Source organism: Rhodococcus sp. 24CO (assembly GCF_050586165.1).
Classification (GTDB): Bacteria; Actinomycetota; Actinomycetes; order Mycobacteriales; family Mycobacteriaceae; genus Rhodococcus_F.
In genome coordinates this window covers 548,781-571,172 of the sequence record NZ_JAZFNF010000003.1, presented here as the reverse complement: position 1 = coordinate 571,172, position 22,392 = coordinate 548,781, and the positions used below count along the sequence as shown (strand labels likewise).

22 protein-coding genes and 1 tRNA gene are annotated in these 22,392 nt (G+C 61.7%); 8 read left to right on the top strand and 15 right to left on the bottom strand.

All coding sequences use genetic code 11. From position 1 onward, the window contains the following. Positions 1–19 precede the first annotated feature (19 nt). From V2B23_RS09865 to V2B23_RS09825, 9 genes are all read right to left on the bottom strand, one after another. On the bottom strand, positions 20–1,366 hold the full coding sequence (locus V2B23_RS09865; protein ID WP_430950168.1) for an MFS transporter: 1,347 nt from the start codon (positions 1,364–1,366) through the stop codon (positions 20–22). 157 nt (positions 1,367–1,523) lie between these two features. After that, positions 1,524–2,519 carry an amidohydrolase family protein gene (locus V2B23_RS09860; RefSeq protein WP_430950167.1) on the bottom strand — a complete coding sequence of 332 codons (996 nt, stop codon included), beginning with the start codon at positions 2,517–2,519 and terminating at the stop codon, positions 1,524–1,526. Between the two features lie 3 nt (positions 2,520–2,522). Then, positions 2,523–3,044, bottom strand: a complete 522-nt coding sequence (locus tag V2B23_RS09855; protein ID WP_430950166.1) for a 3-hydroxyanthranilate 3,4-dioxygenase — start codon at positions 3,042–3,044, stop codon at positions 2,523–2,525. Then, the gene (locus V2B23_RS09850) at positions 3,041–3,523 is read right to left on the bottom strand and encodes a RidA family protein (protein WP_430950165.1); all 483 of its coding nucleotides are present in this window, start codon (positions 3,521–3,523) and stop codon (positions 3,041–3,043) included. Before V2B23_RS09850 ends, V2B23_RS09855 begins: the two co-directional genes overlap by 4 nt. Further along, on the bottom strand, positions 3,520–4,293 hold the full coding sequence (locus V2B23_RS09845; protein WP_430950164.1) for a 2-keto-4-pentenoate hydratase: 774 nt from the start codon (positions 4,291–4,293) through the stop codon (positions 3,520–3,522). Before V2B23_RS09845 ends, V2B23_RS09850 begins: the two co-directional genes overlap by 4 nt. A 49-nt stretch (positions 4,294–4,342) precedes the next feature. Continuing rightward, the gene (locus V2B23_RS09840) at positions 4,343–5,818 is read right to left on the bottom strand and encodes a 2-hydroxymuconic semialdehyde dehydrogenase (RefSeq protein WP_430950163.1); all 1,476 of its coding nucleotides are present in this window, start codon (positions 5,816–5,818) and stop codon (positions 4,343–4,345) included. 127 nt (positions 5,819–5,945) lie between these two features. Beyond that, a complete protein-coding gene (locus V2B23_RS09835) occupies positions 5,946–6,731 on the bottom strand; it encodes an MBL fold metallo-hydrolase (protein ID WP_430950162.1) in 786 nt (261 codons plus the stop codon). After that, positions 6,731–7,201, bottom strand: coding sequence for a RidA family protein (locus V2B23_RS09830; RefSeq protein ID WP_430950161.1), 471 nt, complete (start codon positions 7,199–7,201; stop codon positions 6,731–6,733). The genes V2B23_RS09835 and V2B23_RS09830 overlap by 1 nt, the downstream gene beginning before the upstream one ends. Beyond that, on the bottom strand, positions 7,198–7,371 hold the full coding sequence (locus V2B23_RS09825) for a hypothetical protein (RefSeq protein ID WP_092805866.1): 174 nt from the start codon (positions 7,369–7,371) through the stop codon (positions 7,198–7,200). The genes V2B23_RS09830 and V2B23_RS09825 overlap by 4 nt, the downstream gene beginning before the upstream one ends. A 53-nt stretch (positions 7,372–7,424) precedes the next feature. On the opposite strand from V2B23_RS09825, the gene V2B23_RS09820 reads away from it, so the two are divergent. Next, on the top strand, positions 7,425–8,441 hold the full coding sequence (locus V2B23_RS09820) for an ArsA family ATPase (protein WP_430950160.1): 1,017 nt from the start codon (positions 7,425–7,427) through the stop codon (positions 8,439–8,441). Between the two features lie 35 nt (positions 8,442–8,476). Continuing rightward, a complete protein-coding gene (locus tag V2B23_RS09815; RefSeq protein ID WP_430950224.1) occupies positions 8,477–9,631 on the top strand; it encodes an ArsA family ATPase in 1,155 nt (384 codons plus the stop codon). Between the two features lies 1 nt (position 9,632). On the opposite strand, the gene V2B23_RS09810 is transcribed toward V2B23_RS09815, so the two are convergent. Beyond that, complete coding sequence (locus tag V2B23_RS09810; RefSeq protein WP_033235923.1) at positions 9,633–9,959, bottom strand: WhiB family transcriptional regulator; 327 nt, start codon at positions 9,957–9,959, stop codon at positions 9,633–9,635. A 298-nt stretch (positions 9,960–10,257) separates the two neighbouring features. Here V2B23_RS09810 and V2B23_RS09805 point away from each other — a divergent pair, with 298 nt between their 5' ends. Beyond that, positions 10,258–12,591: a penicillin-binding protein gene (locus tag V2B23_RS09805; protein ID WP_430950223.1), complete on the top strand. Its 2,334-nt coding sequence runs from the start codon at positions 10,258–10,260 to the stop codon at positions 12,589–12,591. A gap of 87 nt (positions 12,592–12,678) precedes the next feature. On the opposite strand, the gene V2B23_RS09800 is transcribed toward V2B23_RS09805, so the two are convergent. Further along, positions 12,679–13,155 carry a GatB/YqeY domain-containing protein gene (locus V2B23_RS09800; protein WP_033235921.1) on the bottom strand — a complete coding sequence of 159 codons (477 nt, stop codon included), beginning with the start codon at positions 13,153–13,155 and terminating at the stop codon, positions 12,679–12,681. Positions 13,156–13,212: 57 nt separating this feature from the next. Here V2B23_RS09800 and V2B23_RS09795 point away from each other — a divergent pair, with 57 nt between their 5' ends. The 3 genes from V2B23_RS09795 to V2B23_RS09785 all read left to right on the top strand — a co-directional run bounded on the left by V2B23_RS09795 (position 13,213) and on the right by V2B23_RS09785 (position 14,719). After that, positions 13,213–14,181 (top strand): metallophosphoesterase, encoded by a 969-nt coding sequence (locus tag V2B23_RS09795; RefSeq protein ID WP_430950159.1) that lies wholly within the window; start codon positions 13,213–13,215, stop codon positions 14,179–14,181. A gap of 54 nt (positions 14,182–14,235) precedes the next feature. Further along, positions 14,236–14,309: transfer RNA gene (locus V2B23_RS09790), tRNA-Pro, on the top strand. Between the two features lie 86 nt (positions 14,310–14,395). Further along, complete coding sequence (locus V2B23_RS09785; RefSeq protein WP_430950158.1) at positions 14,396–14,719, top strand: hypothetical protein; 324 nt, start codon at positions 14,396–14,398, stop codon at positions 14,717–14,719. On the opposite strand, the gene V2B23_RS09780 is transcribed toward V2B23_RS09785, so the two are convergent. Together V2B23_RS09780 and V2B23_RS09775 are read right to left on the bottom strand one after the other, a co-directional pair. Then, positions 14,700–16,013: a wax ester/triacylglycerol synthase domain-containing protein gene (locus V2B23_RS09780; RefSeq protein ID WP_430950157.1), complete on the bottom strand. Its 1,314-nt coding sequence runs from the start codon at positions 16,011–16,013 to the stop codon at positions 14,700–14,702. The genes V2B23_RS09785 and V2B23_RS09780 overlap by 20 nt on opposite strands. 91 nt (positions 16,014–16,104) lie before the next feature. Continuing rightward, on the bottom strand, positions 16,105–17,661 hold the full coding sequence (locus V2B23_RS09775) for an acyl-CoA synthetase (RefSeq protein ID WP_430950156.1): 1,557 nt from the start codon (positions 17,659–17,661) through the stop codon (positions 16,105–16,107). Positions 17,662–17,828: 167 nt separating this feature from the next. Between V2B23_RS09775 and V2B23_RS09770 the strand changes: the two genes are divergently transcribed. Together V2B23_RS09770 and V2B23_RS09765 are read left to right on the top strand one after the other, a co-directional pair. Further along, the gene (locus V2B23_RS09770) at positions 17,829–18,860 is read left to right on the top strand and encodes an ABC transporter substrate-binding protein (protein WP_430950155.1); all 1,032 of its coding nucleotides are present in this window, start codon (positions 17,829–17,831) and stop codon (positions 18,858–18,860) included. Between the two features lie 75 nt (positions 18,861–18,935). Next, a complete protein-coding gene (locus V2B23_RS09765; RefSeq protein ID WP_430950154.1) occupies positions 18,936–19,502 on the top strand; it encodes an AAA family ATPase in 567 nt (188 codons plus the stop codon). Here the strand turns inward: V2B23_RS09765 and V2B23_RS09760 are convergent. Further along, the gene (locus tag V2B23_RS09760) at positions 19,492–21,231 is read right to left on the bottom strand and encodes a cholesterol oxidase substrate-binding domain-containing protein (RefSeq protein ID WP_430950153.1); all 1,740 of its coding nucleotides are present in this window, start codon (positions 21,229–21,231) and stop codon (positions 19,492–19,494) included. The two genes, V2B23_RS09765 and V2B23_RS09760, sit on opposite strands and share 11 nt — an antisense overlap. A 121-nt stretch (positions 21,232–21,352) precedes the next feature. Next, a complete protein-coding gene (locus tag V2B23_RS09755; protein ID WP_430950152.1) occupies positions 21,353–22,153 on the bottom strand; it encodes a metal-dependent hydrolase in 801 nt (266 codons plus the stop codon). Between the last annotated feature and the right edge of the window lie 239 nt (positions 22,154–22,392).

The window sequence follows — 22,392 nt, the reverse complement described above, 5'->3', positions numbered from 1 at the left end:
TTTCGAATATCGTTATGCGTCAGGCGTTTTCTTCCACACGCTTCTCTTCGTGCTGCAATCCGCGCGATGAATCAGGCACCACTTTGAACAGCGCTATCGCTCCGACCAGACTGATCGAGCAGATAGCCGCGAGGTACCACGTCACGCCCACCGAGGATCCCGTGGCGTCGAGCAGAGCCGTCGCAATCATCGGAGCCAGTCCGCCGCCCAGAATTGCTCCACTCTGCAGAATCAACGACGAACCCGAGTATCGAACCTTGGCCGGGAACGTGTCGGCGATGATGCTTCCCTGAACGCAATGGGTCACCGGAATGATCAGGCCCATTCCCAGGAACGCCACGACAGCAACAACCTTGTTCTCGGTGTTCAGCAACGGGAAGAACACGATGCACCACAACAGGATTGCAGCGGATCCCCCGATGAACATGTGCCGTCGACCGTACTTGTCGGCCACCTTGGTCCAGATCGGGATGGAGAGGAACCACAGGACTGCTGCCGCGGTGACGCTGAGCACCAGGAATTGTTTGTCGTAACCCAGATGCTGAGTTCCGTACGAGAGCGTGAACACCATGAAGGCGTAGGCCACGGCAGAGTTCGCCAAACACGCGGCCAGCGTCAATGACAACCGCGGGAACCCGACCTTGAGCGACTCACGTAGCGGGAACCGGACGATCTCACCCTTCTCCATGATTCCGGCGAACGAGGGCGATTCGGTAACCCGCAACCGGATCACCAAACCAATCGCCACCAGAACGAAGCTGAGCAGGAAGGGTATGCGCCAACCCCACGACTCGAAGGCGGAGTCCGACATCAACGCACTGGTGGTCAGGAAGATGCCGTTGGCGAGAACAAGTCCGGCCGGCGTACCCATCTGCGGGAAACCCGCATACAGGTTCTTCTGCCCAGCGGGCGCATGCTCCATGGACATCAGGGTGGCGCCGGCGCCTTCGCCGCCGAGGCCGATACCCTGGACGACTCTCATCGCCACCAGGAGTACCGGCGCCCAGAAGCCGATGGAATCGTAATTCGGGATGAGCCCGATCAGCGTCGACCCGACTCCCATCATCACCAGAGAGACCACAAGCGTCGCCTTGCGCCCGATCCGGTCACCGAAGTGTCCGAACACCAAGCCGCCGACAGGCCTGGCGATAAAGCCCACCGCAAAGGTGCTGAAGGCTGCGAGCGTGCCGGCCGTTGGACTCAGGCTCGGGAAGAACTGCTTGTTGAAGATCAGCGCTGCAGCTGTTCCGTAGAGAAAGAAGTCGTACCATTCGAGGGTTGTGCCGGCGAGGGTTGCCATGGCAACCCGACTGCGGGCAGCTTTCTCCGGCAACGGCTTTCCGTCACTGGTTACGCTTGTGGTCATCGCGGATACCTATCGATTGGATGAGTGGCAGGATGGACGGTGAAATCTGTTTTCGCCGAGCGAGTTTCAAAGGTTGCCTGAATTATGCTCATTTGAGACATGACTCACAAATGCCGAAATCACCGTTCGTCATACCGGAAAGGGCATAGCTGAAAGGTCAGCCGATCCCCAGGAAGCGTTCGGCGTTGCCTCGCGAGATCAGTTGGCGCGCAGTTTCGTCCAGAAACTCGCTCTTGCGCACTACCTCGCCTACCGGTCGCTCGCCGAGGGGATACGGATAATCACTTCCCACCATCACCCGGTCTACGCCCACCGTGTCGACCAGTAGTCGCAGTGCGCGCTCGTCGAAGACGACGGAATCCACGTAGAACCTACCCAGATAGTGTGACGGCGGGAATTCCGATGTACCGATGATGTCGTTGCGGCCATGCCAAGCGTTTTCCATCCGGCCGAGCCAGAACGCGAAAGAGCCACCGCCGTGGGCAAATCCGATTTTGAGTCGATCGTCGATCTTGTCGAAGACGCCGCCGAGGATCAGTGCGAGTATCGACAGATGTGTTTCCGCAGGCATGGCGGTGAGCCACTGCGCCATCCACCGATCCAGGCGCGGTGAGGACGCCATGTCCCACGGGTGCACGAATACCGGAACATCCAGTGACGCGCAGTGCTGCAGGAATGTCACGACGCCTTCGCTGTCGAGATCGAGATCGCCGACGTGATTGCCGATCTCAACGCCCCGGTGCCCGTTGGCGATGCATCGTTCGAGTTCACGGCACGCGGCATCGGTGTCCTGCAACGGAACCTGGCAGAACGGGATGAGGCGATCTTTTGCCGGTTCGACGATCTCGAGCGCGAGGTCGTTGAAGATTCGCGAGATGCGACCGGCCTGCTCGCCGCTTCGGCCGTAGTTGAAGAATGCCGGAGTCGGAGAGACTACCTGCGTGTGAATACCGTCGGCATCCATGTCTCGTAGGCGCACCTCGGCGTCCCAGGCGTCGGACTGGATCCGTCGGAACTCCTTGGTGCCCATCATGATCATGGCTTCGGTTTCCGACTCCACTTTCAGCCACGGAGCATCCGGGCCGGCGTCGGGGGTGAGATCAGGCCACCCGTTGGGCACGTAGTGGGTGTGAATGTCGATCATGTTGCTCATCGCTCAGCCCTTGCCGGGATGGAGCGTGCCACAATTGTCACACGTGCGGGCGTCTTCACTCTCGTAGAAGGTGACGAAGACGGGCGGAAGGTCGGCCACGATGTCGCGTACCTGAAGTTCGACTTCGTAAATCTTGTGGTTGCACGCGAGGCAGTACCACTGGAAGTGCTCCAATGTTCCTTCCTGCCGCACCCTTTCGATCACCAGGCCGATTGATCCTGCGGTGGGACGCTGCGGTGAATGCGGCAGATTCCCCGGCAGCAGCCAGCTTTCACCCTCACGGATGTCGACCCGCACCGGTCCGTCTTCGGTCATGACGTTGACGTGAATGTCGCCCTCGACCTGGTAGAACCACTCCTCGTACGGGTCGAGGTGGTAATCGGTCCGCTGGTTCGGTCCGCCGACAACCTGCACGATGAAGTCGTCTCCGAGTGCCATCGTCTGGTTGTTGACGGGCGGCTGCAGAAGGTGGCGGTTGTCGTCGATCCATTTCTTGAAGTCGATGACGGGAGGAATGGTGGTCATGATGCGTTCTCCGTGTTCTCGATTGACAGCCGTCGGGCGGCGGGGTTCTCGATTGACAGCCGTCGGGCGGCGGGCACATATGCCACACCGGATATCTCGATGAGCAAGTGCGGGTGCGGCAATTGGTGAACTGCCACTGTGGTTCTCGTCGGGCCGTTTTCGTCGAACAATTCGGCGTACACCTCGTTGTATCCGCCGAAGTCGTTCATCGACACCAGATAGGACGTGACCTGAACCAGATCACTCAATTCACCACCCACCTCGGCGAGGATCGCCGCGATGTTCTCGATGACTGCGCGTGTCTGCGCCCGAATGTCGAGCGACGTGGTGCCCATCTCGTCGACCTCGACGCCCACAAACGTGTTGTCGGGCCGACGTGAACTGGTACCGGAGACGTGGACGAAGTCGCCGACCACCTTGACGTGCGGGAACTTTCCGCGCGGCTTTGCCAACTTCTCGATGACCTGCGCCCCGCTCATCGCCGCACACCATTCACCGAGACGGTACCCAGTCCGTCGATACTGCACTGCGCGACTCCCTCGTCGAGTCGCACGGCAGCAGTCGCCGCGCCGGCCAAAATCACGTAGCCGGCCCGGAGCGGAATGTGCCGACGGCGGGCGATATCCACCAAGGCATGCAACGCGCGCAGGGGATCTCCGAGTATTGCTGCCGTCGAACCGGTTACCGTTTCACTGCCTGCCTCCATGCGCACCACCAAGTTCGCGGCGCTGCGCATCGGCTGCCACGGACCGATCACATATCCGGCGGCACTGGTGTTGTCGGCGACAACATCGGTGTAGGTGAACCGGAAGTCGCGGTAGCGCGAGTCGATGATCTCCATCGCCGGAGCAACCGCGTCGACGCAGGATTCGATGTCCACGCTCGGGTCGTCGAGATCGACGTCCTTCGACAGTCGGTACGCAACTTCGGGTTCGATCTTGGGATGGATGAACGCCGACAGGTCCAGATCGCCACCGTCCTCCACCGCCATCGCGTCGGTCAACTGCCCGACGATCACTTCGGAGACACCCATCTGTGCCATCTTGGCCGCGCTGGTGAATCCGAGTTTGACACCGACGACGGATTCGCCACGAGCAGTGCGCCGTTCGAGGAGTATGTTCTGAATCCGGTACGCGTCGTCGATGTCGATGGTGTGATCGTCGGCGAGGCTCGGGGTGTCGGTGCGGCTCTGCGCAGCGTCGTCGAGGCGACGCGCGAGCGCGAATACGGTGTCTTCCGGGGTTGTCATCACTTGCTCATTTCTCGGGACTGAACTGGAACTACTGCGGGTTCGATGTTCACAGTTGCACACACACATTTGTCGGTTCGGTGTAGAAATGCAGCGAGGACTCGCCGCCCTCGCGACCGATTCCGGACAGACCCATGCCGCCAAACGGAGACCGCAGCTCACGGGTGAACCACGTGTTGACCCAGGAGATTCCGACGTTCATCTTCTGAGCGACGCGGTGTCCACGACGCAAGTCGTTGGTCCACACGGAGGCCGCCAAGCCGTACTCGGTGTCATTCGCCAGGGCGATCGCCTCTGCCTCGGTGTCGAACGGAATGAGTGCCGCGACGGGTCCGAAAATTTCCTCCCGCACGGCGCGATCCTTGTTGGTCAATCCCGTCCACAGCGTCGGCTCGATCCACGATCCGCCGGCCAGATCCTGCCCGAGATCGGGAATACCGCCACCCGTCAGCACTTTTGCACCCTCTTGCTCGGCGATCTCGAAGTAGTCGAGAACCTTCTTGCGGTGTGCCTGCGAGATGAGCGGGCCCGTCGTTGTCGCAGTGAGCGTCGGGTCACCGAGTCGCAATCCTGCTGCCCGCTCGACAAGTCCGCCGGCGATGTCGTCGAAAATGTTGCGGTGCACGTACACCCGTTCGGTGCACAAGCAGACCTGGCCGGTGTTGGTGAATACGGACTTGGTCAGACCCGTCAATGCCTCGTCGATGTCGACGTCGTCGAACACGATCGCCGCGTTCTTACCGCCGAGCTCGAACGAGACCGGACGCACCCGCGGGGCAACGGTTTTCATCACGTGCGAACCGGTGGCCGACGATCCGGTGAAGGTGACACCGTCGATACTGGGGTGGGTGGTGAGGAACTCGCCCGCGGAATTCGCACCGAAACCGTGCACGACGTTGTACACACCAGCAGGCAGACCGACTTCTTCGAGCACCTCGGCCAGCAACGACGCCGTCGCCGGGGTCTCTTCGGAAGGCTTGACCACCACGGAATTCCCGCATGCCAGCGCGGGCGCCACCTTCCAGGTCAGGAGAAGGAGTGGCAAATTCCACGGCACGATAACCGCAACCACACCGAGCGGTTTGCGGATCGCATAGTTCAGCGCCTGCTTGCCGCCGGCCAGATCCGTGACAAACGATTCCTGCCCCGCTGCGGCAACGATGTCGGCAAACGTACGGAAGTTCGTCAGGGCACGCGCAACGTCGAGTTCGCGTGCCTGCGTAATCGGCTTGCCGGTATCCGCCATCTCCGCGGCGACAAATTCCTCGAATCGCTCCTCGATCCGGTCGGCGGCCCGCCGCAGCAGCGCGGTGCGCTCCCGGACCGGTGTATCAGCCCAACCGTTGTCCAAAGCGCGTCTGGCCGAGGTCACGGCCCGATCGACCAGCGCCCGGTCGGCCTCGTGGACCTTGGCAAGAACACGGCCGGTTGCGGGGTCTACCTGATCGAAGCTCGACGACGCGTCAGGTTCGACATAGGAGCCATCCACGTAGTTGCGGATCCATCCGTCGCATTGTGAGGTCATGGACTAACTATTGGCCCCGGCCCCATATCAAACAAATGCAAAAACTGCCGCCAGCTATACCTCCACAGGCATAACGGGCACATCCCCCGTCGCTTCGCGCGCCCTGGCGGCAGTTCCTCTACACAGTTCAGCGACGCAGATAGGCCAACTGCACATTGACCGATTTTTCTGCCACCGGCCACAGTTTCGGATCGACATCCGAATAGACGTGCTCGACCACGTCGCGGACCGACGCCGAATCCCCGAGCGAGACCAAAGCCGCCCGCACCTGATCAAGCCGCTCTTCGCGATGCGCGAGATAGTGCTTCGAAATCTCGTGCAGGTCAGGCAATTCCGGACCGTGCCCAGGCAGAACGGTTCGCCCGTCACCGAGTTCGATGAGCGCCCGCAGCGATGCGAGGTAGTCCCCCAGATCGCCGTCCGAATCATCGAGAACCGTTGTGCCACGGCCGAGTATCGTGTCGCCGGTCAGCACACTGCCCTCGTTCTCGATGACGATCGAGACGGAGTCCGCGGTATGACCGGGAGTGGCCACGATACGCAGGCGCAGCCCCGCAACCTCGATGAGTTCGCCGTCGACGAGCGTCGTACCGTCGCCGCGCAAGAACTCGGGAGAAACGGAACGCACTGGCGCCGAAGTCAATTCGTGAAGACGGCTCACACCACCGGTGTGGTCGAAGTGCCGATGCGTGATCAGGACCAACGCCACTGGGCCGACTCCGGCCACTCGCTGCAGATGTTCTTCGTCGTTGTCACCGGGATCGACAACTACATACTCGTCACTGCCCGGCGCCCGCAGAATCCAGGTGTTGGTGCCGTCGAGGGTCATCATGCCCGGATTGTTCTCGAGCATGACCGACGCGATGTCGGTGACGCGGCGAAGCTGCGCGTATGCGGGGTGAACCGTGGTCATCAGCGAACTTCTACGATCAGTTCCACCTCGACAGCAGAGCCGAGGGGAAGTTCTGCAACACCGACAGCGGAGCGGGCGTGAATGCCCTCGTCACCGAAGACCTCGACGAGGAATTCGGACGCGCCGTTGATCACGCCGGGCTGACCGGTGAAACCTTCAGCCGAAGCGACAAATCCGACGACCTTGACGACACGAACAAGGTTGTCGATGCCAACCAGGGCGTTGATCGCGGCTAGAGCGTTGAGCGCACAGACACGCGCGGCCGCCTTTGCATCCGCATCCGACGCATCAGCACCGAGCTTGCCCGTCAGCGACAGCTTTCCGTCGACAAAAGGCAACTGGCCCGACGTGTAGACGTGATTGCCACTACGAACCGCAGGGACGTAAGCAGCGACCGGCGCCGCAACCGCGGGCAGTTCGATGCCGAGTTCCGCGAGACGCGCTGACCAGGTCTGCGTTGCTTCGGTCATGCGCCGGCAACCTTCGGACGCTTGAGGTACGCGACGTGCTGCTCGCCCGACGCGCTCGGAAGAACCGTCACCAGCTCCCAACCGTCGACGCCCCAATTGTCGAGGATGGCCTTCGGGTTGTGGACCAGCAACGGAGTAACGGTGTATTCCCAGGAAGTCAATTCACTCATGTGGTGAGCCTATCCCGCGCACATCTTCGGCCCCAGACTTATAGGCTCGCGGTGTGGTTGCATCCCAAGATGAGCTGAGCAAGAGCTGGCCGGAGTCCGCATCGAAGGCCCGCCTGCATTTTGTGTCGGGAAAAGGCGGGACCGGTAAGTCGACGGTAGCCGCCGCCTTGGCGCTTGCGTTAGCCGAAGGTGGCCGACGCGTTCTGCTGGTGGAAGTGGAGGGCCGCCAGGGAATTGCGCAGCTCTTCGACGTGCCACCGCTGCCCCCGCAGGAAACTAAAGTCGCAGCTGCCGAAGGTGGCGGCGAGGTGATGGCGTTGGCCGTCGATATCGAGACGGCTTTCCTCGAATATTTGGAGATGTTCTACAACCTGGGCTTCGCCGGCCGCGCGATGCGCAAGTTCGGCGCCATCGAGTTCGCCACGACCATTGCCCCTGGCCTACGCGACGTGCTGCTCACCGGCAAGATCAAGGAGTGCGTCATCCGCACCGATCGAGCCGGGAAGCGGGTGTACGACGCCGTCGTCGTCGACGCCCCGCCGACGGGCCGGATCGGCAGTTTTCTCGACGTCACGAAGGCTATGGCCGATCTCGCCAAGGGCGGGCCGGTGCATTCACAGAGCGAGGGCGTCGTGCGGCTGCTGCACTCACCCGAAACAGTGGTGCATCTCGTGGCGCTACTCGAGGCTCTGCCAGTGCAGGAAACCGCGGATGCCGCCTCGGAGTTGGCGCGCGACGAGCTCAATCTCGGCGCGATCATCGTCAACCGCACCAGCCCGAAGTTCCTGCCGGAGGGCACTCTGGCGGGTGCTGCGGCCGGAGCGATCGACGCCGCATCCATCCGGTCCACGCTCACGGATGTCGGTCTCGAACTGTCGGACGACGACTTCGCCGGATTGCTGACGGAGACCATCGAGCACGCGTCCGTTCTCGAAGCGCAGGAATCCAGCGCGGAGAAACTGCAGGAGATCGACGGCGCCCGACTGCACTTGCCGGCTCTGGCCGACGGCGTCGATCTGGGTGGCCTCTACGAACTGGCCGAATACCTCATGGAACAGGGTGTCCGATGACCGAAACCACCGAAAACGCGGTCACTGACAACGTCATGGCCGGCAGTTCCAGAACCGGCCGTCGCAGCGCTCCGGTGCTCGACATCTCGGCGATCATCAACGATCCGACCGCACGAATTGTGGTGTGCTGCGGCGCGGGCGGCGTCGGCAAGACCACCACCGCGGCGTCGTTGGCGCTGCGGGCGGCTGAGCAGGGCCGACGCGTCGTCGTTCTCACGATCGATCCCGCTAGGCGGCTGGCTCAGGCTCTGGGTGTCGCGGAACTCGACAACACACCGCAACCGGTGAAACTCGGTCCGGAAGCAACGGGCGAGCTGCACGCGATGATGCTCAACATGCGGCGCACGTTCGACGAAATGGTGCTCGAGCACTCCAGCCCGGAGAAGGCTCAGCAGATCCTCGCGAACCCCTTCTACCAAACCGTTGCCACATCGTTCTCCGGTACTCAGGAGTACATGGCGATGGAGAAGCTGGGTCAGCTTGCGTCGAACGACAAATGGGACCTGGTGATCGTGGATACTCCGCCGTCCCGGAACGCACTCGATTTCCTGGACGCTCCGCAGCGGCTGGGAACGTTCCTCGACGGCCGGATGATCCGGTTGCTCTCAGCTCCTGGCCGGGGTTTGACCAAGCTTGTTGCCGGAGCGATGGGATTGGCGCTCAAGGGTGTGTCGACGATTGTCGGAAGCGCGATGCTCGCTGACGCGTCGGCGTTTGTTCAGTCGCTCGATTCGATGTTCGGTGGCTTCCGTGAGCGCGCCACGAAGACGTACGAACTCCTGCGTCAGCCAGGCACCCATTTTCTGGTGATCGCCGCTGCGGAACCTGACGCGTTGCGGGAAGCGGCGTTTTTCGTGGACCGCCTGGCCGGAGATTCGATGCCGCTGGCCGGGTTGGTGTTGAACCGAACACATCCGACTCTGACCGCACTGCCAGCTGATCACGCGGCAACGGCCGCGGACAAACTCGCAGCCAAGGAGAACCCGACCGATGCCGAGGCATTGACGGAGGCGGTACTACGCATTCATGTTCACCGCGCAGCAATCGCCAAACGTGAGGTGGCGCTGCTGAGCAGGTTTACCGCAGCTCATCCGAGGGTGCCGCTGATCGGCGTTCCGTCACTGCCGTTCGAGGTGTCAGACCTCGAGGCACTGCGCGCTGTGGGCGATCAGCTCACTCGGAAGGGCTAGGTCAGACGGCAGTTGACTGCTGGTGTCGTCGGTCCTCGAAGAATTCGGACCACGAGTCGACGTCGGGGTGCTGCTTGAGGAGAGCGCGTCGCTGGCGTTCGGTCATCCCGCCCCACACTCCGAATTCGACGCGGTTGTCGAGAGCATCGGCGCCGCACTGCATCAGGACCGGGCAGTGTCGGCAGATTGTTGCTGCCTTACGTTGCGCGGCACCTCGAACGAAAAGCTGATCCGGATCTACTTCGCGACAGCGTGCCTGCGTTACCCAGGCAATACGAGCCTCTGCTTGTTCGACATCCAAACGGCTACTCGGGGTGGCTGTGTACATTCTCTGGTCCCCTCTACAAAGTATGTCCGTCGCCCCGAGGGCGAGCAGCACAACATCTCCGCTCCGTCGCGAATATCACGACGAAAGCTGAGACACATTCGTGATCGAGTGTTATGTCAATCACACCGTTCACACAATTTAGGTAAAGAAACGCCCAGACGCAAGACGGGCGTCCACCTTTTTTGGTACGGCAGTACAAACCGGGTGTTCAGGACGTTTTATTCGGCACGAATTCTTCGCGTGCCACGTCCTTGGGGTGCACACACGTACTCTGTAGATCGTGTCGATTGCAAAAACAGTGGCGAAGCTCGCCGGAAGCTCCGCGTTGGCCGGTGTCCTCGTTGCCGGAGTGATGTTTCCGCTGGCAGGCGGACTCGGATTCGCATCCAATCGAGCCGCGGACACGGTCGACAACGTTTCTGCGGAGTTGGTCGACGGCACGGTCCCCGCGGTATCGACGATGGTCGATTCGGCGGGCAATCCCATCGCCTGGCTGTACGAGCAGCGTCGGTTCGAAGTCCCGAGCGACGAGATCTCGAACAACATGAAGTTGGCGATCGTCTCCATCGAGGACCGCAGATTCCCCGATCACAAGGGCGTGGACTGGCAGGGAACGCTGCGCGCCTTCCTGACCAACACCACCTCCGGTGAGGTCCAGCAGGGTGCGTCGACGCTCGATCAGCAGTACGTGAAGAACTACCAACTGTTGGTCGTCGCAAAAACCGATGCCGAGCGCCGCGCCGCGATCGAGACCACTCCGGCTCGCAAGATCCGCGAAATCCGTATGGCGCTCACGCTGGACAAGGAACTCACGAAGGACGAGATCCTCACCCGCTACCTAAACCTGGTGCCGTTCGGTAACGGTTCCTTCGGAATCCAGGATGCCGCTCAGACGTACTTCGGTATCGATGCCAAGGACCTGAGCGTTCCGCAGTCCGCGATGCTCGCCGGCATGGTCCAGTCGAGTTCGGCCTTGAATCCGTACACCAACGTCGAAGGTGTCACCGAGCGCCGCAACACCGTGCTCGACACGATGATCACCAACATTCCCGATCGGGCCAACGAGTTCCGGGCGGCCAAAGACGAACCGTTGGGTGTTCTACCCACTCCCAACACACTCCCGCGCGGATGCATCGCAGCCGGTGACCGCGGATTCTTCTGTGACTACGCACTCAAATACCTCTCGGACGCCGGGATCAGTCGCGAGCAGATCAACGAGGGTGGCTACCTCATCAAGACCACGCTCGACCCGACGGTGCAGGCATCCACGAAGGCCGGACTTAACGCGAACGCCAAGGCCGACCTCGACGGTATCGCCAACGTCATGAACGTGATTCGTCCCGGCCAGGACTCGCACAAGGTTGTGGCGATGGCCAGCAGCCGCACGTACGGTCTCGACGCCGACGCCAGCGAAACAGTCCTGGCTCAGCCGTATTCACTCTCCGGTGACGGTGCCGGCTCGGTGTTCAAGGTCTTCACCACCGCCGCCGCCATGGAGAAGGGCCTCGGCATCGACGCGATGCTCGACGTTCCCCGCCGCTTCGACGCCAAGGGCTTCGGTAGTGGTGGTGCGGCGGGATGTCCGGTGTCCACGTACTGCGTCGAGAACGTCGGTAACTATCCGGCGACGATGTCGGTGACCGATGCTCTCGCGCAGTCGCCGAACACCGCGTTCGTAAAGCTCATCGCGGCAACCGGTGTGACGCCGACCGTCGATATGGCCGTGCGTCTCGGCCTGCGTTCGTACGCGGAGCCCAATACGTCGGGCTTCGACGATCGCAGCATGGCCGACTTCCAGAAGGAACAGAATCTCGGCTCGTTCACGCTCGGCCCGACGTGGATCAATCCGCTCGAACTGTCGAACGTCGCGGCAACATTGGCGTCGCACGGCAAGTGGTGCCCGCCCAGCCCGATCGATTCCGTCGTCGACCGCTACGGCAAGCCGGTGGCGGTCACGGAACAAGCCTGCGAGCAGGTAGTCGAGCCCGGCTTGGCCGATACCCTCGCCAATGCGCTCAGCCGTGACGACGTGGGTGCAGGTACCTCTGCGGGTGCTGCAGGCAGCGCTGGATGGACCCTGCCGATGTCCGGTAAGACCGGTACCACGGAGACCCACAAGTCTTCGGCGTTCCTCGGCTTCACCAACAACCTGGCAGCGGCCGTCTACATCTTCGGCGACTCCCCGACCCCGGGTGAGATCTGCTCGACTCCGCTACGCCCGTGCTACAGCGGAAACCTGTACGGCGGTACCGAACCGGCGCGAAGTTGGTTCGCCGCGATGATGCCCGTTGCCAACAATTTCGGTCCCACGGCGCTGCCGCCGATCGACCAGAAGTACGCACGCGGCTCGCAGAACGGACAGGTTCCCGAGGTTGTCGGACTGAGCCAGTCCGCTGCCACCTCCCGCTTGCAGGAGTCGGGATTCACCGTCAACGCGGTGACGTCCGCATCGGGCGCGCGTGCCGGAACTGTCACCGGCGCGTCTCCGTCGGGCTCGGCGATACCAGGATCCACCATCACGATCTACGTCAGTGACGGGTCGGTACGTGCGCCGGTAGCACCGGACGGCTCACCGGCCCCGGCCTCCCCGGCACCCGATTCGCCGGCACCCGGAGCGCCGCCACCGCGCTGACACCGACATAAAAGAACGGCCGCACCCTCTCGTGAGGGTGCGGCCGTTCTTTGTGTCGGTGGAGCTGACAAGCGCTGTCGGTGACGCCTACAGGCGAGACTTCACGGCAGCGGAGATACGCGCGCCGTCAGCCTTACCCTTGGCCAAAGCACTGGCGGCCTTGATGACCTGACCCATCTGACGCATACCCGGACGCTCGCCGAGCTCCTCGGCTACCTGCGCCATCGCGGTGTCTACGACGTCGACAAGTTCCGCGTCGGTCAACGGCGTCGGCAGGTACTCGTCGATGATCTGCGCTTCGGCGCGCTCTTTCGCGGCCAGTTCACCGCGGCCGTTCTCGGTGTAGATTTCGGCGGATTCCCCGCGCTTCTTCGATTCCTTGGCAAGAACCTTGATGATTTCTTCGTCGGTGAGAACTCGCGCTTCCTTACCTGCAACCTCTTCGGTCTGAACTGCTGCGATGAGCATCCGGAGGGTGCCGGTGCGAAGCGGATCCTTGGCCTTCATGGATGCGACCATGTCGGAACGGAGTTTGTCTTTGAGCGTTGCTGTCGTGTCGGACATGGGGGAAACGCTACGCGCACGCCCCGCCTCCCGTCCCCTTAGTTATATCCTTGACTGGTGTCTGACCAGTTCCGCACCAACCTGACCCGCACCGCACTTGGTGCCGCGGGCGTCGCTGCACTCGGAATCGGGTACGCATCGGGCATCGAACGCAATGCTTTTACGTTGCGCGAGGTGACGATGCCGGTACTCGAGCCGGGGTCGTCGTCGCTGCGGGTTCTCCACCTCAGTGATCTACACATGATGCCTAACCAGCGGTTGAAGCAAAACTGGTTGCGTGAGCTCGAAAGCCTCGACCCGGATCTCGTGGTGAACACCGGAGACAACCTCTCGCACCAGCGCAGTGTCCCCGCAGTTGTCCAGGCACTCGGCGACCTGCTCGCCCGCCCGGGTCTATTCGTGTTCGGCAGCAACGACTACTTCGCTCCGAAGCCGAAGAACCCGCTGAGCTACCTCTTCGACAAGAAGAAGCGCATCACGGGCGATCCTTTGCCGTGGGGAGACCTCCGGGCTGCATTCACAGAGCGCGGCTGGCTCGACGTGACGCATGTGCGACGCGAACTCGAAGTGTCGGGCATCAAGATCGCCACGGCCGGCGTCGACGATCCGCATCTCAAGCGCGATCGCTACGACACGATCGCGGGCCCGCCCAACCCCCTGGCTCAGCTCAAGCTCGGTTTGACGCACTCCCCCGAGCCGCGGGTGCTGGATCGGTTCGCCGAGGACGGCTACGACCTTGTTCTGGCCGGCCATACACACGGCGGGCAGCTGTGCCTGCCGTTCTACGGCGCGCTTGTCACGAACTGCGAGTTGGACCGTTCCCGGGTGAAGGGGCCGTCCAAGTGGGGTGCCCACACCCAGCTTCACGTGTCGGCCGGCATCGGAACGTCGCCATGGGCTCCGGTGCGTTTCTGCTGCCGCCCCGAGGCAACTCTGTTGACGTTGGTGCCGTCTACCGGCCGCGAACCGGAGCACTCCACCGAGCGCGGTTCCGCTCACTCTGTTGCACCGGTTCTACGCAACTGACCTGCGGATTTAATGCCTGCCGACTTCGTGCTGTAAGCTAACCGAGGTTCGACACGGGGTGTGGCGCAGCTTGGTAGCGCGCTTCGTTCGGGACGAAGAGGTCGTGGGTTCAAATCCCGCCACCCCGACAGTGAAGAACTTGAAGAAGGCACTTTCTCCTCGCGGAGAAGGTGCCTTCTTTTGTTGTACCGTGCTCTCCAGGAGGTGGTTACCCATGGGCAAGAACGAGGACTTCGCACACAACGACATCGCCAGTCGCAGTCGACGGGAGAAGGCGGTGGGGCTGGCCAAGTTCGCGTGGAATCGTGGGATCACCGCCGCCGAACTACTGGACATGCCCGACGACCGGTTACGTAAGTTGGCTCGGTCGGCCGACGCGAATCCCCCGAGCACCCGGGAGACGTGGACCATCGCGGCCGGTCTCATCGACGAAAAGGATCAGTGGGCGGCGGCGCACCCTGATCGCGCCGAGGCGCAGCGCACGCACGCCGACGAGAAGATCATGTGGGTGAAGAAGCCTATTGAGCCGTGGCTTTAGAGTTTCGTCCCTCGAGGCAGGCCTGGACGCGGGCTGCATTCTTTTCCAGAACAGCCGCGTAGACATCGATGTCACCGCTGTCCGGAGTTCCGCTGAGCACCGAAATGCTGAGCATGTCCCCCACCGAATAGATCCCGTGGTTGAACGGGCTCCGCGGCGACACGTACGGAAATGACGTGGTCGACAAGATCTTCGACGGGCCGAGAGTCATGACGGCCGGCCCACGGTTCACACTGCTCGCGACAGTTCCCAGTTTCGGCTCGGTCGACAGCTTAGGTTTGACCGCAACAGCCGGAAGTTCGTATTGCAATGCACGAACCGCCCGATACGCGTCGGGATATCCAGCTTTGCCGTGGTTGTTGTTTGCGGTGATCGAAAGAAGTCGTCCCGCAATATCTTCTTTGTCCATCGCCAAATCGACGTGATAACAACCCATGTGATTTTGACCGTGCACCTCCGCGCCTGCGGGTGCACCCGACATCACCTGCATAGAGCGTGGACTCTTGTCACCAAAATGTTCTTCCAGCGACAACGAAATGATCGTCTGGGCGATACCGGTCACCGTCACTCCTGGCCACATTTTCTTGGCCTCTCGAATCGGTGCCAGATCGAGTATGAGCGCCGTGGCCGAACGCTTACCGGTGAAGGCGACGACGCCACCGCCGGAATCCGGTGCGTCGTATTTCCGGGTCTCCGGTAGAGCGCGAAGTGCGCGGACATACCGGCGCGGAGTTCCGAGGATTCCCTTGACGGACGACCACCACGGGTTCGGCGCCGTCAATTCCGGAACGAAATCAGGTAAGGGCTTCGACGAGAACAGGTCGTGAACAATAGCGTTGTAGACCTGCCCGTCACCCAACGCATGAGAAGCCTTCAGGATCACCACAGTTGCTTCGCCATGCACCCCTGGGGCATCGCGGACACCTCGAACGACGTGCAGTCGCCACAGGCATTCGTAGGGGTCGACGATCTGCGCGGCAATGTCGGCAAAGTATTCGAAAACACCTTTCCACGAAGATATTTCGACATTGTCTTCGACATGATCGGCAATATCGAAAGGTTCGGTGTCGATCCAATACGGAAACCCGAACCCACCGGGAACTGTGGTCACGGTCCACCGCAATTGCGGAATCCTCGAGGCGCGGACACCGAGGAAATCGAGCAGTTCCTTCTTGTCCAGCGGTGTCGAACTACCCGAATCGAACAGGAAAATCGTCAAGACATCCGTAGAGCGGTTTGCCATATTTGCCGGGATCAATTCGAAATCCACCGAAGTCAGCTGTTTGGTAGGCACGACAAATCTCCGATACGTGATTCTCGAAACAAAGCGGGCATGAAAAGAATAGACACCCGTTACCTGCTTCGCGAAATGTTCACCCGGACGTTTACACCCCAGCGACGGTTTCCTTTGCCCAACGGTAATCTGCTTTTCCGCTCGGCGAGCGGTGGATCGCCGGAACAAGAACAATCGAACGGGGAATCTTGTATCCCGCCACATGAATCCGGCAGTGCTCGGACAGGGCGTCTGGTTCCACGCCTTCGAAACCTGGCCTGATCTGGACGACCGCAGCCACTTTCTCGCCGAACCGTGAGTCGGGTGCACCCGCCACCACAGCGTCGAAAACCGCTGGGTGAGTTTTGAGCGCCTGTTCCACCTCTTCGGGGTACACCTTCTCCCCACCCGAGTTGATGCACATGGAACCGCGCCCGAGCAGCACGATCGTGCCGTCCGCTTCCATCCTTCCCATATCGCCGGGGACTGACAGTCGTACGCCGTCGACAACGGGGAACGTGACGGCAGATTTCTCGGGATCTTCGAAATACGCAAGTGGCACGTGCCCGGCGCGGGCGATATAGCCGATCGCGCTCGATCCCGGCTCGATCCTCCGGAATTCACTGTCGACCAGGATCATGTTGGGGTTGGAGCGAATTCGCTTGGTTCCGTCTTCCCCAAATTCGAGAACGCCGTCGTGGCCCGACTCGGAGGCACCGAAAGCATCGTTGATGACCAGCCCGGGGAACCGAGCTTTGAACTCTTCCTTGAGGTTCGGCGAGAACAGCGCGCCACCGGATCCGATCAACTTCAAAGAGGAGAGATCGTACTTACCGTCGGATGCGGCAATCGCGTCCGCGATAGGACGCGCGATGGCGTCGCCGACAACGGTGATGCCGCTGATCTTCTCGGCTTCTATGAGCCTGGGCACGTCTTCGGCGTCAAAGTTCCTGGTCAGCACTCGCGTCGCCCCCATCAGAAACGCAGCGAGAAGCGAGTAGATGGCCGCGCCGTGCATCAGCGGCGGAATCAGTAGGAGCACAACAGGATTGGTATTCGCAATTGCTCCATCGACTACTTCTTCGACACTACGATGCGGCGGCCCACCGAAGTTTGCACCACCGAGTGCCGCGAGGAAGAAATCCTCGTGTCTCCAGACGACACCCTTGGGCATACCTGTAGTTCCGCCGGTGTAGATGATGAAATGGTCGTCGCCTGAGCGAGTCTCGAAATCCCGGGCGTCGGACGCTGCGGCCAGTGCGGTTTCGTACTCGTCTCCGACGACCAGAACGTGGTCGATCTCAGGGCACTGCGGCACAACACCCAGCGCAATCTCCGCGAATTCGTCCTCGACCAGCAATGCCACCATCTTCGAATTGGTGTACACGTAGGCGAGTTCGACGTCGGTGTAGCGGAAGTTGACGTTGATCGGAACCGCCCTGATCTTCAGGCAGGCCAGTAGCGCTTCCACATATTCGACGCAATTCCTCATGTGGATTCCGACGTGCTGCCCCGGTTCGACGCCGACGGACCGAAGGTGGTGTGCCAATCGGTTGGACCGTAGTTCGAGCTCCCGATAGGTGAGGCGCCTTTCCTCGAGAATCAGCGGTGTTCGATCGGGAATTGCATCGGCAACGGCCTCGAACAGATCGGCAACGTTCAGGGTCATCGAGTTCCTCACGTGTCTTCGCTCACAATTGGCAGGTCTTTCGCGAAGCTAACACTTTTACCGAGTCACCGAATGCAAATTGCGGAGTAGGTTCCGTTCGTCGGGATTACGACGCCACTCCCGCAGCCAGCTAAAAGTGCTCAATATCACCAGCGTAGCCTTACCTAATGCTCCCTCGTACTTCATTCCGGACCCGCACGTCGGTCCGGATCGCCATGGTTGCGCTGGCGACAGTATTTGCCGCAACTGCCTGTGGAACTTCCGACGCCGGAAGCAACGCCAACGGAAACACCGACGTCGCGACCGGCGGCAAGCTGTTCAGCACCGCCGACACGGAAACCGCGAAGCTCGGTAGCGACGCCGCTCCCGGCGAGTTCCCGCGCACGGTCACGCATGCACTGGGCGAGGTCACACTCGAGACCAAGCCGACGCGCGTCATCGTCCTGGACAGCGGAGAGTTGGACGAAGTCCTCTCACTCGGCATCACCCCGGTCGGTATCGCCAGCCCGGAAAGCGCAGCCGGCCAGCCGTCGTACCTCGCCGACAAGTTGGTGGGCGTCCCCGATGTCGGCACCACGAACAATCTCAACCTCGAAGCCATCACCGCGCTGAAGCCCGATCTGATCCTCGGCAGCAAGCTGCGCCAGGACAAGCTGTACCCACAGCTGTCCGCGATCGCACCGACAGTCTTCAGCATCCGTCCCGGATTCCCGTGGAAGGAGAACTTCCTCCTTGCCGGTGACGCGCTGGGCGAAGAGACGAAGGCCGAGCAGATCCTCAACGACTACCAGACCCACGCCGACGAGGTCAGCGCGTCGATCGACGGTTCCCCGACCATCTCACTGGTCCGCTTCATGTCCGGCAAGCTGCGTCTGTACGGAAACCTGTCCTTCATCGGCGTCATCCTGCAGGACGTCGGACTCCCCCGTCCTGCAATCCAGGACATCGACGAGCTGGCCGTCGAGGTCAGCCCGGAAACGATCACCCAAGCCGAGGGCGATCAGATCTTCTACTCCAGCTACGGAAGTCCCGCTGACACAGGTCAAACCACCGTCACCGCCGGTCCCTTGTGGGCAACGATGGACGCCGTCAAGGACGGTCGCGCCAGCGAGGTCAGCGACGAAACCTGGTTCCTGGGTCTCGGCCCGACAGGCGCCGGCTTGGTTCTCGACGACCTGCAGGCCAAGCTCGGCAAGTAGTTGAAACAGAAGACGGCGAGGGGAATTGCTATTCCCCTCGCCGTTTTTCATTCAGCCGATGGTTAGGGTGTTCTCGTGCCTCTTCTCGGTCCCGAAGATCGCTTGCCCGGGTGCCCAAAGCGCGTTCTCGTAGCGGGAACATCCGGTTCCGGAAAAACGACCTTGGCCTCCCGCATCGGAGCGCTCCTCGGCATCGAACACGTGGAGATCGACGGGCTCTATCACGGCCCGAACTGGACACCACGTGAGCAATTCCTGGTCGACGTCACAACATTCAGTTCTGCGCCGCGGTGGGTGACGGAATGGCAGTACAGGTCCGTGCGCGATCTACTCGCCGATGAAGCGGACCTCCTGGTGTGGCTGGACCTGTCGCGGTACACAGTGATGCGTCAGGTTGTAGCGCGCACGGTGCGGAGGAGGGTGCGTCGCGAAGTCCTGTGGAACGGAAATATCGAGCCACCACTACATACTTTCTTCTCCGACCGCGACCACATCGTTCGCTGGGCCTGGAACACGCACCGTACAAGTGCACTCCGGATCGCGGCGCTGCGAGACCGGCGGCCAGACCTCACGATCATCCGTTTACAGACCCACGCCGACATCGAACGGTGGATCGCGGGTCCGCTGCAAACTACGCCATGAACCGGTCGATGAAGGTGTTACTGAAGACTCGGTGCGGATCGTATTTGTCGAAGGTCGCAAGGGCGGAGTCCCAATTTCCGTCTCCGCCTGCCCGGAAGGTGGCCGGGATTGTGCGCGTGAGGAATTCATCGTCCTGATAGGCGGCGTCGTCGGTGAATGCCCATCCCTTCGACCATTCGGGCCGGAAGGTGGCGTAGTCGCCGGAGTAGTTCGCGACCATCCACCTTTCCATGTCCCGAAGGAACGCCGGCAAACCCGGAGTTCCGGGAATGGACACCACATTCATCCAGATGGCGGTGTCCCAGTCGTCGCGATCCGACCGAGGGCGCACGGCCGATAGATCTGGCACGCCGGCACTGTCCACCAGGACTTCGCCGTTGTCGTCGACGCCGCACAGTCGCACTTCGAAGGGCATGTTCACGGGATACTGCCCCATCGACGCGAGGTGCGTCATCCGCTCGTTCAGCCACGTTGTCATCTCGTGGATGACCCGAGCGATGTTGGAACGCTTGGTGATGACCGCCCCGCCGCCCGCGACAACTCGCACCGTAGTGTGCCGCAGGTAGAACAGCACGTCCTTGGACCAGCCCCACAGGTCGTCGGTATCGGTGAGCACCAATCCGGCTGCAACGGCACCGAACTGCGAAGCACCGAACACCGGCGTCGCCGCTTGTAATCCCTTGGCCACCATCCCCAGTGGGGTGGTGACTGCTTCGGGGAGAGCGTCGGAGAAGAAGTAGTTGTACGGGCCGTGCACTTCCCTCGACTCGGGCGGTTTGACGGGCGTCGGTGTCCAGATTTTCAGCCACGGAGTTGAGGTGAAGGGGAACCAGATTGCTTCGACGCGTCCGGACGCTTCGACAAATCTCTCGTAGGTGCGCCCCGGCGATCCGGGCGGCGCAAAGAGTTCCTGCCACGGAATATCGGTGAAACTCTGACAGCGCAGCCGGTAGTTCTCGCCGGCCTGCAGGGTGACGGACGTGACGAATGTGCGCCCGAGATGGGTCAGAAATGCTGTGCTCTCGACATCGGAGCGGGCGAATTCGCGGAGCGTGTAACTACCCGAGCCGCTGTCCCACACCACGACGGTCATAGCCGTGACCAGGTTGCTCAGTGACCCGAACGACTGTCCGGGGGTAATGGCTTCTCCCGCGGCTGGATAGGTCGCGCCGTGGGCTCCGATGGCGAGCGCGCCGGCAATGGACAGATCCCCGATGGCCGGAGAGTTGGCCCAACCCAGCCCCCGGTCCTGCAGCGCTGTGAGGATTGACTCGATGCTGGCACCGGCCCCGGCGGTTACGACGGATCGCTCTCCGTCACTGTGCACCTCGACGGAATTCAGGTGAACCATCGTGTCCACCAACAGCACTCGATCTACTGGTGCACCCGGGACCACTGTCAGCGGGCTCCAGCCGTGCATCGTGCCGCGGGCGCGGACGGTGTACCCGTTGCGGTGCGCCCAGTTGGCAAGGGTCACCACGTCATCGGAGCTGCGAGCCGTTGCCGTCCACACATGATCGAGAACGATCTCCTTGGACCAGTTGGCGTAGGCCTGCTGGGAGAGCGGGATACCGGCCGGGAAATCGGGCGGCGGAGCGAGCGTGGATTGTGGACCCCACGGCACCGCTCCGGCCGGCGACCAGGTCAGGCCTGCGAGCGCAGCGGCGCCGACCCCGGCTGCCAGGAATCCCCGCCTGCTGACGGATCCGCCGTTGGATGGTCGATCCACTGCGCTTTGTTCCCCTGAACCGCTGCGTTCCACGGACTACTCGTCTCTGCCGAATCGGACTTACGTTAGAGATGAACCTAGAACAAGTTCCATTACGATGCCAGTGGTTCCGTAATAAAAGTTACGGAGTCGGTGAGAACACCGCATAGATGGCTTCGGACGCACCGTCGAACGCACCCACGATCAACCAGACCGTGAGAAGCGTGAGCGCCGGGCCGATCAACACCTTTTCGAGGTTGCCACCCGCACGGATCGACAGGAACGACGGAAGTCGCTGTTCCCACCACCGTTTGCCACCCAACGGAATGAGCGGCGCAAGAAACGGCACACCTTCCTTGGTGATGGCATCACCCAGACAGTGCGTCGCACATCCGAGCGCAACTGCGACGCCCAATCCGGTGGACCCAGCCTCGCTCGGATACTGCTGCCACGTCACCGCCGACAGAACCAGCGCCAACGCGGAGACGACCAGCCAGCCCTTGTCCTTCGCGAAGTCCCCCGCGAGACCGCGAATCGCCAACCCGAGGCAGAAGAACAACGTGATGATGATCGCGGGCTTTCCGAACTGGACAACCAGCGCGGAAACGCCGGCACCTAAGCCGGCCGCAAACAACGCCGTGTGGGTGAGTGTCCGGTGACCACCACGTCGCTTACCGTCCTTCTTGCCTTTCGTGATCCGGTAGAAGGCAACCGATACCGCGTCAACACCCTGCGCCAGTGCCTTGCTCAGTGGCCCGAACGACCGGGAAACCGTCGACTGACTCGTGTCGAGATCCGGAAGCAGCGCAGCTCCCGCACACACCCCGGCAAACGTCAGGGTTTCGGCAGTCGAGGTAGGCCCACCCCAATCGAGGGGCAAGAGTTCGGCAACCACCAGACCCACAGCAGCACCGGACATCGCGTGGGTGGGGCCCATGACCATGAAACACAACACCTTTCGAAACGCGCCCTGCGTCTAGTCCAGAGGACTCGACACCAGACACCACACACATGACGCCGACGGCGACGGCCTCGGCATGCTCGCCGAGACCGCCACGAACGTAGCAAGTGCTACCGACAGACTTCACCAGCGTCGGTCCCGAGTTCAGTACGGACGTACCGTTCCCGATCAAAGCGGTTCATGCGGAACTCCTTTCGCATGTCACCCCGCTGAGTTCTTTC

What these genes read in the sequence shown, in the direction of transcription:
- V2B23_RS09865 (WP_430950168.1), bottom strand. Translation starts at nt 1,366, where the DNA reads ATGACCACAAGCGTAACCAGTGACGGAAAGCCGTTGCCGGAGAAAGCT.
- V2B23_RS09860 (WP_430950167.1), bottom strand. Translation starts at nt 2,519, where the DNA reads ATGAGCAACATGATCGACATTCACACCCACTACGTGCCCAACGGGTGG.
- V2B23_RS09855 (WP_430950166.1), bottom strand. Translation starts at nt 3,044, where the DNA reads ATGACCACCATTCCTCCCGTCATCGACTTCAAGAAATGGATCGACGAC.
- V2B23_RS09850 (WP_430950165.1), bottom strand. Translation starts at nt 3,523, where the DNA reads ATGAGCGGGGCGCAGGTCATCGAGAAGTTGGCAAAGCCGCGCGGAAAG.
- V2B23_RS09845 (WP_430950164.1), bottom strand. Translation starts at nt 4,293, where the DNA reads ATGACAACCCCGGAAGACACCGTATTCGCGCTCGCGCGTCGCCTCGAC.
- V2B23_RS09840 (WP_430950163.1), bottom strand. Translation starts at nt 5,818, where the DNA reads ATGACCTCACAATGCGACGGATGGATCCGCAACTACGTGGATGGCTCC.
- V2B23_RS09835 (WP_430950162.1), bottom strand. Translation starts at nt 6,731, where the DNA reads ATGACCACGGTTCACCCCGCATACGCGCAGCTTCGCCGCGTCACCGAC.
- V2B23_RS09830 (WP_430950161.1), bottom strand. Translation starts at nt 7,201, where the DNA reads ATGACCGAAGCAACGCAGACCTGGTCAGCGCGTCTCGCGGAACTCGGC.
- V2B23_RS09825 (WP_092805866.1), bottom strand. Translation starts at nt 7,371, where the DNA reads ATGAGTGAATTGACTTCCTGGGAATACACCGTTACTCCGTTGCTGGTC.
- V2B23_RS09815 (WP_430950224.1), top strand. Translation starts at nt 8,477, where the DNA reads ATGGCCGGCAGTTCCAGAACCGGCCGTCGCAGCGCTCCGGTGCTCGAC.
- V2B23_RS09810 (WP_033235923.1), bottom strand. Translation starts at nt 9,959, where the DNA reads ATGTACACAGCCACCCCGAGTAGCCGTTTGGATGTCGAACAAGCAGAG.
- V2B23_RS09800 (WP_033235921.1), bottom strand. Translation starts at nt 13,155, where the DNA reads ATGTCCGACACGACAGCAACGCTCAAAGACAAACTCCGTTCCGACATG.
- V2B23_RS09785 (WP_430950158.1), top strand. Translation starts at nt 14,396, where the DNA reads ATGGGCAAGAACGAGGACTTCGCACACAACGACATCGCCAGTCGCAGT.
- V2B23_RS09775 (WP_430950156.1), bottom strand. Translation starts at nt 17,661, where the DNA reads ATGACCCTGAACGTTGCCGATCTGTTCGAGGCCGTTGCCGATGCAATT.
- V2B23_RS09770 (WP_430950155.1), top strand. Translation starts at nt 17,829, where the DNA reads ATGCTCCCTCGTACTTCATTCCGGACCCGCACGTCGGTCCGGATCGCC.
- V2B23_RS09755 (WP_430950152.1), bottom strand. Translation starts at nt 22,153, where the DNA reads ATGGTCATGGGCCCCACCCACGCGATGTCCGGTGCTGCTGTGGGTCTG.